The 14265-nt window shown below is 69.7% G+C and carries 10 protein-coding genes; 9 read left to right on the top strand and 1 reads right to left on the bottom strand.

What is annotated here, in order from left to right; all coding sequences use genetic code 11:
• Positions 1-4 precede the first annotated feature (4 nt).
• Positions 5-2557: an alpha-L-arabinofuranosidase C-terminal domain-containing protein gene (locus ACFQU3_RS23275; RefSeq protein WP_385914239.1), complete on the bottom strand. Its 2553-nt coding sequence runs from the start codon at positions 2555-2557 to the stop codon at positions 5-7.
• A 279-nt stretch (positions 2558-2836) separates the two neighbouring features.
• Here ACFQU3_RS23275 and ACFQU3_RS23270 point away from each other — a divergent pair, with 279 nt between their 5' ends.
• The 9 genes from ACFQU3_RS23270 to chvE all read left to right on the top strand — a co-directional run bounded on the left by ACFQU3_RS23270 (position 2837) and on the right by chvE (position 14182).
• Entirely contained in the window at positions 2837-3832 is a 996-nt protein-coding gene (locus ACFQU3_RS23270; RefSeq protein ID WP_385914238.1) for an ABC transporter substrate-binding protein, read from the top strand.
• 128 nt (positions 3833-3960) lie between these two features.
• Complete coding sequence (locus ACFQU3_RS23265) at positions 3961-5583, top strand: sugar ABC transporter ATP-binding protein (protein ID WP_385914236.1); 1623 nt, start codon at positions 3961-3963, stop codon at positions 5581-5583.
• Entirely contained in the window at positions 5580-6752 is a 1173-nt protein-coding gene (locus tag ACFQU3_RS23260) for an ABC transporter permease (RefSeq protein WP_385914234.1), read from the top strand. The genes ACFQU3_RS23265 and ACFQU3_RS23260 overlap by 4 nt, the downstream gene beginning before the upstream one ends.
• The gene (yjfF, locus tag ACFQU3_RS23255; RefSeq protein WP_385914232.1) at positions 6749-7753 is read left to right on the top strand and encodes a galactofuranose ABC transporter, permease protein YjfF; all 1005 of its coding nucleotides are present in this window, start codon (positions 6749-6751) and stop codon (positions 7751-7753) included. Before ACFQU3_RS23260 ends, yjfF begins: the two co-directional genes overlap by 4 nt.
• On the top strand, positions 7750-8781 hold the full coding sequence (locus tag ACFQU3_RS23250; protein ID WP_385914230.1) for a LacI family DNA-binding transcriptional regulator: 1032 nt from the start codon (positions 7750-7752) through the stop codon (positions 8779-8781). Before yjfF ends, ACFQU3_RS23250 begins: the two co-directional genes overlap by 4 nt.
• Positions 8778-10541: a ribulokinase gene (gene araB, locus ACFQU3_RS23245; protein WP_385914228.1), complete on the top strand. Its 1764-nt coding sequence runs from the start codon at positions 8778-8780 to the stop codon at positions 10539-10541. The genes ACFQU3_RS23250 and araB overlap by 4 nt, the downstream gene beginning before the upstream one ends.
• On the top strand, positions 10538-11215 hold the full coding sequence (locus ACFQU3_RS23240; protein WP_385914226.1) for an L-ribulose-5-phosphate 4-epimerase: 678 nt from the start codon (positions 10538-10540) through the stop codon (positions 11213-11215). Before araB ends, ACFQU3_RS23240 begins: the two co-directional genes overlap by 4 nt.
• 71 nt (positions 11216-11286) lie before the next feature.
• Entirely contained in the window at positions 11287-12825 is a 1539-nt protein-coding gene (gene araA, locus ACFQU3_RS23235) for an L-arabinose isomerase (RefSeq protein WP_385914224.1), read from the top strand.
• Positions 12826-13087: 262 nt separating this feature from the next.
• Positions 13088-14182, top strand: coding sequence for a multiple monosaccharide ABC transporter substrate-binding protein (gene chvE / locus ACFQU3_RS23230; RefSeq protein ID WP_385914222.1), 1095 nt, complete (start codon positions 13088-13090; stop codon positions 14180-14182).
• Positions 14183-14265 lie beyond the last annotated feature (83 nt).

The raw sequence follows: 14265 nt of genomic DNA, 5'->3' as shown, positions 1-14265 counted from the left end.
GCTCCTACTTCATCTGGACTCGGAGGAAGGTCACCGAGTTCGGCTCGAAGGTGCGGGTGAAGGTCGACGCGATGCCCTTGACGGTCGTCGTGACCGGTGCGATGGGCTGGGCCGTCCGCGTGTTCTGGGCCTCTGGGTCGCCCGAGATGACGGTCATCTCCGCCCTGCCGAGGACGCGGGCACCCCCGAGGTGGACGGTCGTGCGTGCCGGGGTGCTCTGGGCGTTGACGACCTTGACGATGAGCTGGTTGCGTGCGACGTCACGGGTGACGACCTGGGCGAACGGCTCGGTCACGGCGTCGTCGCGGAAGCTTCCCCACAGGGCGCCGTCGAGGTAGAGCTCGACCTGGCCGCCGCGGACCTTGACGGTGACGTCGTAGGTCCGGCCGGTGGTGATCGTGTTGGGCTTCGCGATGAGCGTCTGCTTGGCCCCGTTGACCGCCTTCTCCACCGCGCCCTGGCTGTTGTTCCAGCCGCCGAGGTTCCACCAGTAGTAGTTGCCGGAGTCCTTGACGCCGAAGCCGATGAGGAAGCCCTCGGCCCCTGCGGTCTTCGTCGCCTTGAGGTGGAGGTCGTAGTCGTGCCAGCCGACGTCACCGGCCCTGACGAGCGTGTCGAGGGCCGCGGTGTCGGACTGGACGTACGCGCCGTCCTGTACCGACCACGCGCCGCGGTTGGCGAGTGGGGTCCACCTCGAGGCGTCCCCGGAGAAGTCGTCGTTGAACAGCTGCCCGCCGTCGGCACCCGTCACGGTGACGTCGTCGAAGCGTGCGGCCGTCGCCCACGTGGAGAGGCCGACGGCGCCCGTGATCGGCTTCGCCTGTGCGACAGAGCCGGTCGCCGTGCTCGGCACGACCTGGTCACCGACGTTGTTCATGAAGAGCTTCTGCACCTCGTAGCTCGTGGAGCCCCACGAGCCGGCGTTGTCGAACCAGATCATGTCGGGCTTCCACTGCACGTAGTCGACGTTGGCGAGCAGCGGCGCGTACGACGCCATCTTGACGACGTCGGCGTTGCGCTCGAGGCCCGTCATGTACGCCGCCTCGGCGAGGGAGTTGCGCAGCTTGTTGTCGAGCGAGGCGTACTCACCGAGGAAGACCTTGGGTCCCTGCCGGTCGTACGTGTCGTAGCGCTTGTTGTTCTGGAGGAACCAGTCCGGGCTGTTGTAGTAGTGCTCGTCGAGCATCTCGGTGCCGTGCGAGGTGTTGAGGTCCCAGAGCCGGTCGAACGTCGAGCCGGTGTCGTCGGGACCCGAGTTCGAGATGACCGTGATGTCGGGGTGCGCGGCCTTGATCGCGGCCTCGAACTTCACGTAGTTGGCGAAGTACGCGTCGGGAAGGTTCTCCTCGTTGCCGATCGCGATCCGCTTGAGCCCGAAGGGTGCCGGGTGACCCATGGCCGCCCGCTTGGCGCCCCATTCGCTCGTCACCGGACCGTTGGCGAACTCGATGAGGTCGAGGGCGTCCTGGATGTGGCGCTGGAGCAGCGCGTCGTCGACCGTGGCGCGGTTCTGCCCGCATCCCGTGACGAGGGCGGGCAGGACGGGCACGGGCTGGGCGCCGATGTCCTCGGAGAACTGGAAGTACTCGTAGTAGCCGAGGCCGTACGACTGGTTGTAGCCCCAGAAGTTCGAGTTGGTCGCGCGCTCCTCGACGGGGCCGATGGTGTCCTTCCACTGGTAGCTGCGTGCCCGCGGGTAGCTGCTCGCGGCGTCGTACGCGTACATGCTGCCCGTGTTGACGAGGCAGCCACCCGGGAAGCGGACGAAGCCCGGGTGAAGAGCGGCGACCTTCTCGGCGAGGTCCTTGCGCAGCCCGTTCGGACGACCGTTGTACGTGTCGCGCGGGAACAGCGAGACCATGTCGAGGCGCAGCGTGCCTGTGCCACCGGCCTCGACGGCGAGGCGGCCCGCGGTCGTCGAGGTCGTCGCCACGAACGTGCCGGAGTACTTCGTCCACGCGTCGCCCCGGACGTCGATCGTCACGGGCGGGGCGTATGCCGTCGTGCGGGCTGCGTCGCGGAGGGTGACCGTGAGCGGGGTGCCCGACGCGGCATCCGTGCGGGCCCACACGCTGAAGTCGTACGTCTTGTCGGCCTCGAGCCGCACGCCCGTGTTGTAGCCGGCGTTGCTGACGCCGAAGGTGGCGCCCTGGGGGTTGGTCAGGGACAGGCGCAGGTACGTGCGGTTGCGCTCTCCGAGGCGGGCGTCGTCGTCGACGGTGGCCGCGGTCCCGGAGCCGCCGGCGGTCGCCGACGTCGCCCACGAGGTCAGGCCCGTGTAGCTGCGGTTGTCGACGCTCGAGTACTCGAACGAGCGGTTCTGGACGAGCTCCGCGTAGAGGCCGCCGTCCGCTGCGCGGTTGATGTCCTCGTAGAAGACGCCGTACATCGAGTCGTCGATGGTGGGTCCGGTGGCCGCCGTGTCGACGGCGATGGAGTAGTCGAGGGGAGCGGGGGTGGCGGGGGCATCCGCGGCCTGAGCCGTCGGGAGGCCGGCGAGCAGTCCGACGCCGAGGACGCCGGTCGCCAGACCCGCCACGACACGTGCGTGTGCCATGGGTGAGGCCTTTCGTGGAAAGGGGGCTGTGGTTCGGGTCCGGGTGTCCTCCGCGCAGGGGCAGCACCGGTCAGGAGCAGCCCTGCTCGCGAAAGTGAGCGCTAACATAGCATTCGGGACATCGGCGTCAAGCCCCTCGGAAAAATCGCGACCAGGGCTTGACGGGGCGCGATGTTAACGCTCACACTCTTGCCTCAAGTGACCTGACGGTCACGGCGGACGAGGAGGTCGGCCGCATCACGGCGCCAATGACGGCGTCCAGAGTTTGGAGGAATTCCAGTGCTGAACAAGATCCTTCCGGTGGCCGTCAGTGCCGTGGCCCTCGCGGCCCTCACCGCCTGTGGAAGCACGAGCGGCCCCGGGGCGGGTGCTGCTGCGTCGGGCGGCGCCGCAGGTGGCGACGCGATCGTCATGGGCTTCTCCCAGGTCGGTGCCGAGAGCGGATGGCGCACGGCGAACACGAAGAGCGTGCAGGAGGCGGCCAAGACCGCCGGCGTCGAGCTGAAGTTCTCCGATGCGCAGCAGAAGCAGGAGAACCAGATCAAGGCGATCCGCAGCTACATCCAGCAGAAGGTCGACGTCATCGCCTTCAGCCCCGTCGTCGAGACCGGTTGGGACACCGTGCTGCTCGAGGCCAAGCGGGCCAACATTCCTGTCATCCTCACCGACCGCGCGGTCGACTCCGAGGACAAGACCCTCTACAAGACCTTCCTCGGCTCGGACTTCGTGCTCGAGGGCAAGAAGGCCGGCGAGTGGCTCGTCGAGAACAGCAAGGGCGAGAGCGCGGTCAACGTCGTCGAGCTGCAGGGCACGACCGGCGCCGCGCCGGCCATCGACCGCAAGGAGGGCTTCGCCGAGGCGATCAAGGCCGCTCCGCAGATCAAGGTCGTCGCTTCGCAGACCGGTGACTTCACCCGCTCCGGGGGCAAGCAGGTCATGGAGGCCTTCCTCAAGTCCAACCCGGACATCGACGTCGTCTACGCCCACAACGACGACATGGGCCTGGGCGCCATCGAGGCCATCGAGGCCGCGGGCAAGGTCCCGGGCAAGGACATCAAGATCATCACCGTCGACGCGGTCAAGGACGGCATGCAGGCCCTGGCCGACGGCAAGATCAACTTCATCGTCGAGTGCAGCCCGCTGCTCGGTGACCAGCTGATGGACCTCGCGAAGAAGGTCCTCGCCGGCGAGACCGTGCCCGAGCGGGTCGTCACGGAGGAGACCACGTTCACGCAGGAGCAGGCCAAGGCGGCCCTGCCCGACCGCAAGTACTGAGCCCTCCCCCCGAGGGCCGCGGCCCACACGCCGGGCCGCGGCCCTCACCAGAACGACGGCCCCCGCCACCCTCCGGGTGTGGTGGCGGGGGTCGTCCACCCCACATCGGAAGCGAAGGACAGGACGCCATGACCGACACGCCGAGCACGACGGCCGCCCAGCCGGGCGGGCCCGTCAGCACCGGCGATCCCGTGGTCGCCATGCGGGGGATCTCGATGGAGTTCCCCGGAGTCAAGGCGCTGCAGGACGTCGACTTCCGCCTCTTCCCCGGCGAGGTGCACGCCCTCATGGGCGAGAACGGCGCCGGCAAGTCGACCCTCATCAAGGTGCTCACCGGGGTCTACACCGCGACGGCCGGCGCGACGCGGCTGCGGGACGAGCAGGTCGCCTTCTCCGGCCCCGCCGAGGCCCAGGCCGCCGGGGTCAGCACGGTGTACCAGGAGGTCAACCTCTGCCCCAACCTGTCGGTTGCCGAGAACATCCTGCTCGGTCGCGAGCCGCGCCGCTTCGGCTCGATCGACATCGCGGCCATGCGCACGCGCGCCGAGGAGCTGCTCAGGCGCATGGGCCTGACCATCGACCCGGGCTCGATCCTCGCCGAGCACCCCATCGCCATCCAGCAGCTCGTCGCCATCGCCCGTGCCGTCGCCGTCGACGCCCAGGTCCTCATCCTCGACGAGCCGACCTCGAGCCTCGACCAGGACGAGGTCGCCGAGCTCTTCCGCATCATGCGCCACCTGCGCGACGAGGGCGTGGCCATCCTCTTCGTCTCACACTTCCTCGAGCAGGTCTACGAGATCGCGGACCGCATGACGGTCCTGCGCAACGGGCGGCTCGTCGGCGAGCACCTGACCAAGGACCTGAGCCGGCTCCAGCTCGTGTCGGCCATGATCGGCCGTGAGCTCGGCGTCCTGGAGGAGGTCGAGCGGCTCGCCGCCGACGCCTCGGACGAGACCGGCGGCACCCCGGTCCTCGAGGCGACCGGCCTCGGTCGGCGTGGGTCGATCGCCCCCTTCGACCTGCGCATCGGCGCCGGCGAGGTGGTCGGTCTCGCCGGTCTGCTCGGCAGCGGACGCACCGAGCTCGCCCGGCTGCTCTTCGGCGCCGACCGCGCCGACTCGGGGCAGGTACGCGTCGGTGGCCGCGAGGTCCACCTGCGCACGCCTCGCTCAGCGATCTCGGCCGGCATCGCGTTCTGCTCCGAGGACCGCAAGGGCGAGGGCATCCTCGCCGACCTCAGCATCCGCGACAACCTCGTGCTCGCCATGCAGGCGGCGCGCGGCTGGGCGCGACCGATCCCCAGGCGCACCAAGGACGAGCTCGTCGAGAAGTGGATGACCGCCCTCGACATCCGCCCGAACAACCCGGACGCCCTCGTCGGCAAGCTGTCCGGCGGCAACCAGCAGAAGGTGCTGCTCGCCCGGTGGCTCGTGACGCAGCCCAAGCTGCTCATCCTCGACGAGCCCACCCGCGGGATCGACATCGGCGCCAAGGCCCAGATCCAGAAGCTCGTGGCCGAGCTCGCCGCCGAAGGCATGGCCGTCGTCTACATCTCGGCCGAGCTCGAGGAGGTGGCGCGCCTCGCGCACCGCGTCGTCGTGCTCAAGGACCGTGCCAAGGTCGCCGAGCTCGACGGCTCCGCCTCGGTCGACGACATCATGCACCTCATCGCCACGTCCGAGGGTGACTCCTCCCGACCGTCCGGGTCGTCGCTGGGCGACGGCTCCCTCTCCGAGCAGGTGGCCTCATGAGCACCGTCCAGACGGCAGTCGTCCCTGGCGTCCTCGAGCGAGTCCGGGGGAGCCGGTTGCTGTGGCCCCTCGTCGCGCTCGTCGCGCTCGTCGCGGCCAACGCCGCGCGCAATCCCGGCTTCCTGTCGATCCGGCTCCAGGAGGGCCACCTCTACGGCAGCCTCGTCGACATCCTCAAGAACGGCGCACCGACGCTGCTCATCGCGCTCGGCATGACGCTCGTCATCGCGACGCGAGGCATCGACCTCTCCGTCGGCGCCGTCGCCGCCATCGCCGGCGCGGTGACCTGCACGACGATCGTCGGTTCGTCCGACCCGACGAGCCCCGCCGCCGCGATCACCGGTATCGGGCTCGCGCTCGCACTCTGCCTCGTCCTCGGCCTCTGGAACGGCTTCCTCGTCTCCCTGCTCGGCATCCAACCGATCATCGCGACGCTGGTGCTCATGACGGCCGGCCGCGGCATCGCGATGCTCATCACCGACGGTCAGATCATCACGGTCCGCAACGGCTTCTACCGAGAGATCGGCGCCGGCTTCCTCCTCTTCCCGATCTCGATCCTCATCTCGCTGGCCGCGCTCGTCGCCGTCGCCCTCGTGACGCGTCGCACGGCACTGGGCCTGCTCATCGAGTCGGTCGGCATCAACCCCGAGGCCAGCCGCCTCGCGGGTCTTCGTTCACGCACCATCATCTGGACCGTCTACGTCTTCGCCGCCCTGTGCGCGGGCGTGGCGGGCCTCATGATCAGCTCCAACGTCAGCGCAGCCGACGCGAACAGCGCCGGGCTGTGGATCGAGATGGACGCGATCCTCGCGGTCGTCATCGGCGGCTCGTCGCTCGCCGGTGGCAAGTACTCCCTGTCCGGCACGCTCGTCGGCGCGCTCATCATCCAGACGCTGACGACGACGGTCTACTCGATGGGCATCGCACCGGAGGTGACGCTCGTCTTCAAGGCGCTCGTCGTCATCGCGGTCTGCCTGCTCCAGGCGCCCAAGGTCCGTGAGCGCTTCGGACGCCGTCGGCGCAGCCAGGGCCCGACCTCGCCGTCGTCGCCGTCCTCCCCGTCGTCCTCGGACTCGCTTGCGCCTGAGGAGGACCCGCACGCCACGACGGCCCACGAACCCGCCGCGGATGCGGCATCCCCCTCGAAGCAGAAGGTGGCCCAGTCATGACCACGACCACCCCCACCAAGCGCACGGTGCCCGGGCTGTCGAGCCTGCCCGGCATCCCCGGACGCGTCCTGCCCGTGATCGCGACGTTCGTCCTCTTCGTGCTCCTCTTCGGGGCCGGCTCCGTGCGCTACGAGGGCTTCACGTCGGGTCAGGTCTTCGCGAACCTCTTCATCGACAACGCCTTCCTCATCGTCCTGGCCGTCGGGATGACCTTCGTCATCCTCACGGGCGGCATCGACCTGTCGGTCGGGGCGGTCGTCGCACTCTCGACGATGGTGGCCGCCGCCGCCCTGCGCGCCGGGCTGCCGGCCCCCGTCGTCATCCTGCTCGTCCTCGCCATCGGCACCGGCCTCGGCGTCCTCATGGGTGTGGTCATCCACCACTTCGAGCTCCAGCCGTTCATCGTGACGCTCGCCGGCATGTTCATGGCCCGGGGCCTGTGCTTCGTCATCGGGGTCGAGTCGATCTCGATCAAGGACCCGTTCTTCCGGGCCATCGCGACGGGCACCATCGAGCTCCCCGGCGGCGTCGTCATCACGTGGAGCGTCGTCATCGCCCTGGCCATCGTCGCGGCGGCCGTCTGGGTGCTGCACCGCACGCGTTTCGGCCGCACCATCTACGCCATCGGAGGCAGCGAGAGCTCGGCCACCCTCATGGGGCTGCCGGTCGGCCGGGTCAAGGTGGCGGCGTACGCCATCAGCGGCCTGTGTGCGGCGGTCGCCGGGCTGCTCTTCTCCGTCTACATGCTCTCCGGCTACGGGCTGCACGCCGTCGGCATGGAGCTCGACGCCATCGCGTCGGTCGTCATCGGCGGCACGCTGCTCTCCGGCGGCGTCGGCTACGTCCTCGGCTCGCTGCTCGGCGTGCTCGTCCTGGGTGTCATCCAGACTCTGATCTCGTTCCAAGGCACGCTGAGCTCATGGTGGACAAAGATCGCGATCGGAACCCTGCTCCTGCTCTTCATCGTGATGCAGCGGCTGTTCATGAGGAGAACCCCATGAGCGACACCGTGTCACGTGCGCCCGTCATGCAGGACGTCGCCCGGCTGGCCGGCGTCTCGCACCAGACGGTCTCGCGCGTCATCAACGGTGCATCGAGCATCCGGCCCGAGACGCGCGAGCGCGTGCTCCAGGCCATCGAGCGGCTAGGCTACCGGCCCAACACCGCGGCGCGCACCCTCGTGCGTGGCCGGTCGGCGACGATCGGCATCATCACGACGGCCTCGACCCTCTTCGGGCCGACCAGCGTGCACCGCACGGTCAACACCGCCGCCCGCGAGGCCGGCTTCTTCGCCTCGTCCGTCTCGCTCGCCGAGATGACCCGGGAGGGTTTCGACGCCGCTGTCGACCACCTCGACCGACTGGCCGTCGAGGGCATCGTCGTCATCGCCGGCCACGACGAGGCTCTCGAGGTGGCCCGCTCGCGCAGCGCCCGGCTGCCCTTCGTCATCGTCGAGGGCGACCTGACCCGCGCGCGCCGCACCGTCGGGGTCGACAACGTCGCCGGCGCCCGCCTCGCGACCCGGCACCTCATCGACCTCGGCCACGTCGAGATCGCTCACGTCACCGGACCACTCGACTGGGCGGAGTCACGCGCCCGGGCCGAGGGCTGGCGAGCCGAGATGGTCGCCGCCGGGCACCGGCCGATGGAGCCGGTGTCGGGGGACTGGAGCGCCGGGAGCGGATACCGAGCGGGTCTCGCGCTGGCCGAGAACCCTGAGGTCACAGCGGTGTTCGCCGCCAACGACCAGATGGCGATCGGTGTGCTGCGTGCCCTGCACGAGGCCGGCCGGTCCGTGCCGGGCGACGTGAGCGTCGTCGGCTTCGACGATGTGCCCGAGGCGGAGTACCTCATCCCGCCGCTCACGACGGTCCGACAGGACTTCGCCGCGATCGGCCGCGCGGCGATCGCGATGCTCACCGACGCGATCTCCGGCGAGACCGACCAGGTCCCCAGCCTCATCGACCCCGAACTCATCGTCCGGGCGAGCAGCGCGCCGCCCGGCCAGACCAGGAGCGAAGCCCCATGACCCAGCCCGCGACTGCAGGCGACCGGCCGCAGTACGTCATCGGCGTCGACTACGGCACTCTCTCGGGGAGGGCCCTCGTCGTCCGCGTCTCCGACGGCGCCGAGCTCGGCTCGGCGGTCCACGAGTACAGCCACGCCGTCGTCACCGACCGGCTGCCGGGCGCGGCGACCGACGCCCCGGCGCTCCCGCCCGAGTGGGCGCTGCAGGTGCCGCAGGACTACCGCGACGTGCTGCGCCACGCCGTGCCCCAGGCCGTCGCCGCCGCGCGCATCGACCCCGCGGAGGTCATCGGCATCGCCACCGACTTCACCGCGTGCACCGTGCTTCCCACGACGGCCGACGGCGTGCCGCTCTGCGAGCTGCCCGAGTGGTCCGCCCGTCCGCACGCCTGGGTCAAGCTGTGGCGCCACCACGCCGCCCAGGGCCAGGCCGACCGGATCAACGCGCTGGCCGCCGAGCGCGGCGAGTCGTGGCTGCCGCGCTACGGCGGTCTGATCAGCTCCGAGTGGGAGTTCGCCAAGGCGCTGCAGGTCCTCGAGGAGGACCCCGAGGTGTATGCGGCAACGGAGCGCTGGGTGGAGGCCGCCGACTGGATCGTGTGGCAGCTGTGCGGCACCTACGCCCGCAACGCCTGCACGGCCGGCTACAAGGGCATCCGCCAGGACGGGGAGTACCCGTCGCGCGAGTTCCTGGCGGCGCTCAACCCCGACTTCGAGTCGTTCGTCGACGACAAGCTCGACCAGCCGATCGGTGAGCTCGGCTCCGTCGCAGGGCGGCTGACGGCCGAGGCGTCGGCGTGGACGGGCCTGCCCGAGGGCATCGCGGTCGCCGTCGGCAACGTCGACGCGCACGTGAGCGCTCCGGCCGCGCAGGCGACCGCGCCCGGGCAGATGGTTGCGATCATGGGCACGTCGACGTGCCACGTCATGAGCAGCGACGTGCTCCGCGAGGTGCCGGGCATGTGCGGTGTCGTCGACGGCGGCATCATCGACGGGCTCTACGGCTACGAGGCGGGTCAGTCCGGCGTCGGCGACATCTTCGGGTGGTTCACGCGCACCGGCTTCCCCGCGGACTACGCGGCGGAGGCGTCCCGTCGCGGGCTCTCCGCGCACGAGCTGCTGACCGAGAAGGCGGCGGCCCAGGCCGTGGGGGAGCACGGGCTCGTCGCCCTCGACTGGCACAGCGGGAACCGCTCCGTCCTCGTCGACCACGAGCTGTCGGGCGCCGTCGTGGGGCAGACGCTCGCCACGCGTCCCGAGGACGTCTACCGGGCCCTGCTCGAGGCGACGGCCTTCGGCACGCGCGTCATCCTCGAGACGTTCCGCGACAGCGGCGTGCCCGTGACCGAGCTCATCATCGCCGGCGGTCTCGCGAAGAACCGCCTCCTCATGCAGATCTACGCCGACGTGACCCGGCTGCCCCTCTCGGTCATCGGCTCCGCACAGGGACCCGCCCTGGGTTCGGCGATCCACGCCGCGGTCGCGGCCGGGGCCTACCCCGACGTCGCCACGGCTGCCACGAGCATGGGACGGGTCGAGCGCGCGGCGTTCGTGCCCGACGAGGCGGGCGCAGCGGCATACGACCCGCTGTTCGAGGAGTACCTGCGTCTGCACGACTACTTCGGGCGCGGCGCCAACGACGTCATGAAGCGTCTGAAGGCCCTGCGACGCAAGGCGATTGCCGAGAAGGCGGGCTCCGTCGACGCCACGGACACGACCACATCCGAGCAGGAGTCGACCGAAGGCGGTGAGGCGGCATGAGCGTGTCCGTCGATGTGAACGCAACCATCACGAAGCTGCGGCACGAGGTGTGCGCGCTGCACGCCGAGCTGACCCGCTACCAGCTCGTCATCTGGACGGCCGGCAACGTGTCCGCGCGCGTGCCCGGCCGCGACCTCATGGTCATCAAGCCCAGCGGCGTCTCGTATGACGACCTGACGCCGGAGAACATGGTGCTCTGCGACCTGCAGGGCCGCGTCGTCGAGGGCGACCTCGCGCCGTCGTCCGACACCGACGCACAGGCCTACGTCTACCGGCACATGCCGCACATCGGCGGCGTCGTGCACACCCACTCGACCTACGCCACCGCGTGGGCGTCACGCGGCGAGGCGATCCCGTGCGCGCTGACGATGATGGCCGACGAGTTCGGTGGGGAGATCCCGGTCGGGCCGTTCGCCCTGATCGGTGACGACTCGATCGGGCGCGGCATCGTCGACACCCTCACGGCGAGCCGGTCGGCCGCGGTGCTCATGCGCAACCACGGCGTCTTCACCATCGGCAAGAACGCCCGATCGGCTGTCAAGGCGGCCGTCATGTGCGAGGACGTCGCGCGCACCGTGCACATCGCCCGCCAGCTCGGCAACCCCATCCCCATCGACCAGGCCGACGTCGACTCGCTCTTCGACCGCTACCAGAACGCCTACGGCCAGCGCTGACCGGCGCTCGGGCTCAAGCCTGATCAGCCAGCTGCACTGCGCCACAACGGATCCCACGAAGGAGACCCATCATGACCGCGACCACCACCTCAACGACGGCCGGCGCCACTGCCGGTACCGCGCGAGAGGTCTGGTTCCTCACCGGCAGCCAGCACCTCTACGGCGAGGAGACGTTGCGGCAGGTGGCCGACCAGTCGCAGGCGATCGCGAAGGAGATCGACGCGAGCGGCGTGCTGCCCGCGCGGGTCGTCTGGAAGCCGATCCTCGCCGACGCGGCCGCCATCCACGCGGCGATCCTGGAGGCGAACGCCTCGCTGGGCTGCATCGGCGTCATCACGTGGATGCACACGTTCTCGCCGGCCAAGATGTGGATCACGGGACTCGATGCCCTGCGCAAGCCGATGCTGCACCTGCACACGCAGGCGGGGGCCGAGCTGCCGTGGTCGACCATCGACATGGACTTCATGAACCTCAACCAGGCCGCCCACGGTGACCGCGAGTTCGGGTTCGTCGGCGCCCGCCTCGGCGTGGCCCGCAAGGTCGTCGCCGGGCACGTGAGCAACCCCGCCGTGATCGAGCGGATCGGCGCGTGGGGCCGCGCGGCCGCCGGAGTGGCCGAGCTGCGCACGATGCGGCTGGCGCGGTTCGGCGACAACATGCGTGATGTCGCTGTCACCGAGGGCGACAAGGTCGAGGCCCAGCTGCGGTTCGGGGTGTCGGTCAACACGTACGGCGTCAACGAGCTCGTCGAGGTCGTGGACGCGGTGGCCGACGCCGAGATCGACACGCTGGTCGCCGAGTACGAGCAGACGTATGCCGTCGTCCCCGAGCTGCGTCGCGGCGGCGAGCGGCACGAGTCGCTGCGCTACGGCGCGCGCATCGAGGCGGGTTTGCGCGCGTTCCTGACCGACGGCGGCTTCCGGGCGTTCACGACGAACTTCGAGGACCTCGGCGGGCTGCGGCAGCTCCCGGGTCTGGCGGTGCAGCGGCTGATGGCCGATGGCTACGGCTTCGGCGGTGAGGGGGACTGGAAGACCTCGGTCCTGCTGCGCACCGCGAAGGCGATGGCCCAGGGCATGCCGGGCGGCACGAGCTTCATGGAGGACTACACGTACCACCTCGTGCCGGGCGAGGAGAAGATCCTCGGCGCGCACATGCTCGAGGTCTGCCCGACGATCGCGAGCCGGCAGCCGAGCCTCGAGATCCACCCGCTGGGCATCGGCGGCCGCGAGGACCCGGTGCGCCTGAAGTTCACGGCCGCCCCCGGGTCGGGCGTGGTCGTCGGCATGAGCGACCTCGGGGGCCGGTTCCGGCTGACCCTCAACGAGATCGACGTCGTCGAGCCCGACGAGGACCTGCCGCGGCTGCCCGTCGCCTGCGCCGTGTGGGAGCCGCGACCGAACCTCTCGACGTCGGCCGAGTCGTGGCTGCTGTCCGGCGGCCCGCACCACACGGTCCTGTCGACCGCGATCGGCACGGAGGAGTTCCGCGACCTCGCGGAGATGATCTCGACCGAGCTCGTCGTCATCGACGCCGACACGACACCGGAGAGCCTGCGCCAGGAGCTGCGCTGGAGCGCGGCCTACCACCGCCTCGCCGCACGCCTCTGACCCCACAGACCCCCGGCGGCGCGGGCGCCAACCGCGTACCGCCTGCGCCGCCGGGAGCATGCCGTCAGGTCAGACAACTCAAGACCTGGGCGCGGGTGCGGCAGGAGGGGACCGACATAGTCGGCCGCCGCACCCGAACGTTCCTCGCAGGGTCGATGACCCGGGCGAGGACCGCGACCCACCGCTGGCTCACGACGCCGGCACCACACGATCAGCCGGCCGAGCAGTGCAGGTTGACACCCGAAGGAAATGGAGAACACCCGTGATTCGCAGAACTGTTGCGGCGATTGCCGTGGGGGCACTGGCTGTGAGCCTGAGCGCCTGCGGTCGCCAGACCGAGCCTTCCGCGGCGGCCGGCGGAGCCACCGAGAAGGGCACGATCGGCGTCGCCATGCCGACGAAGACCTCCGAGCGGTGGATCAAGGACGGTGACTACATCAAGCAGCAGCTCGAGGCCGCGGGATACAAGGTCAACCTCCAGTACGCCAACGACGACATCCCGACCCAGGTCGGCCAGGTCAACGACATGGTGACCAAGAACAACAAGATCCTCGTCGTGGCCTCGATCGACGGCACCGCCCTCAAGGGTGCGCTCCAGGAGGCGAAGGACGCCGGGATCCCGGTCATCGCCTACGACCGGCTGCTGCGCGACACGAACGCGGTCGACTACTACACGACCTTCGACAACCTGAAGGTCGGAAAGCTGCAGGCCGAGTCTCTTCTCAAGGGCCTCGAGGCGAGCGGCGCCCCGAAGCCGTGGAACGTCGAGCTCTTCGCCGGGTCGCCCGACGACAACAACGCGACGTTCTTCTTCAACGGCGCCATGGAGGTGCTGAAGCCGAAGATCAACTCCGGCGACCTCGTCATCGCGTCCGGTGAGACGGACTTCAAGACGGTCGCGACGCTGCGCTGGGATGCGGCCGTGGCGAAGAAGCGGATGGAGAACCTCCTGACGAAGGCCTACTCGACCAAGGACGTCAACGGCGTGCTGTCGCCCTACGACGGCCTCTCGCGCGGCATCATCGCTGCACTCAAGGGCAGCGGCTACGGCTCCGGCGGCAAGAAGCTCCCGGTCGTCACGGGCCAGGATGCCGAGCTCGAGTCGGTCAAGGCGATCCTCGCCGGCGAGCAGTACTCGACGGTCTTCAAGAACACTCGCGACCTCGCCCAGGCGACCGTGAAGATGATCCAGGAGATCGACACGAAGAAGACCGTCACCGTCAACGACACGACGTCGTACAACAACGGCATCAAGAACGTCCCGACCCAGCTGCTGGAGCCGGTCGACGTCGACAAGGCCAACGTGACGGATGTGCTGGTCAAGGCGAAGTACTACACGGCCGACCAGCTGAAGTAGCCGAGCCCCGGCCCTTGGTGCGGCGGACGCCGACGCGGCCGCCGCACCAAGGGCCTTCTCGGACGAGAGAGAGACACGAGTGA

The sequence above is a fragment of the Terrabacter sp. GCM10028922 genome (genome assembly GCF_042666095.1).
Taxonomy (GTDB): domain Bacteria; phylum Actinomycetota; class Actinomycetes; order Actinomycetales; family Dermatophilaceae; genus Terrabacter.
This window is presented reverse-complemented; position numbering and strand designations above follow the sequence as displayed.

What these genes read in the sequence shown, in the direction of transcription:
- ACFQU3_RS23275 (WP_385914239.1), bottom strand. Translation starts at nt 2,557, where the DNA reads ATGGCACACGCACGTGTCGTGGCGGGTCTGGCGACCGGCGTCCTCGGC.
- ACFQU3_RS23265 (WP_385914236.1), top strand. Translation starts at nt 3,961, where the DNA reads ATGACCGACACGCCGAGCACGACGGCCGCCCAGCCGGGCGGGCCCGTC.
- ACFQU3_RS23260 (WP_385914234.1), top strand. Translation starts at nt 5,580, where the DNA reads ATGAGCACCGTCCAGACGGCAGTCGTCCCTGGCGTCCTCGAGCGAGTC.
- yjfF (WP_385914232.1), top strand. Translation starts at nt 6,749, where the DNA reads ATGACCACGACCACCCCCACCAAGCGCACGGTGCCCGGGCTGTCGAGC.
- ACFQU3_RS23250 (WP_385914230.1), top strand. Translation starts at nt 7,750, where the DNA reads ATGAGCGACACCGTGTCACGTGCGCCCGTCATGCAGGACGTCGCCCGG.
- araB (WP_385914228.1), top strand. Translation starts at nt 8,778, where the DNA reads ATGACCCAGCCCGCGACTGCAGGCGACCGGCCGCAGTACGTCATCGGC.
- ACFQU3_RS23240 (WP_385914226.1), top strand. Translation starts at nt 10,538, where the DNA reads ATGAGCGTGTCCGTCGATGTGAACGCAACCATCACGAAGCTGCGGCAC.
- araA (WP_385914224.1), top strand. Translation starts at nt 11,287, where the DNA reads ATGACCGCGACCACCACCTCAACGACGGCCGGCGCCACTGCCGGTACC.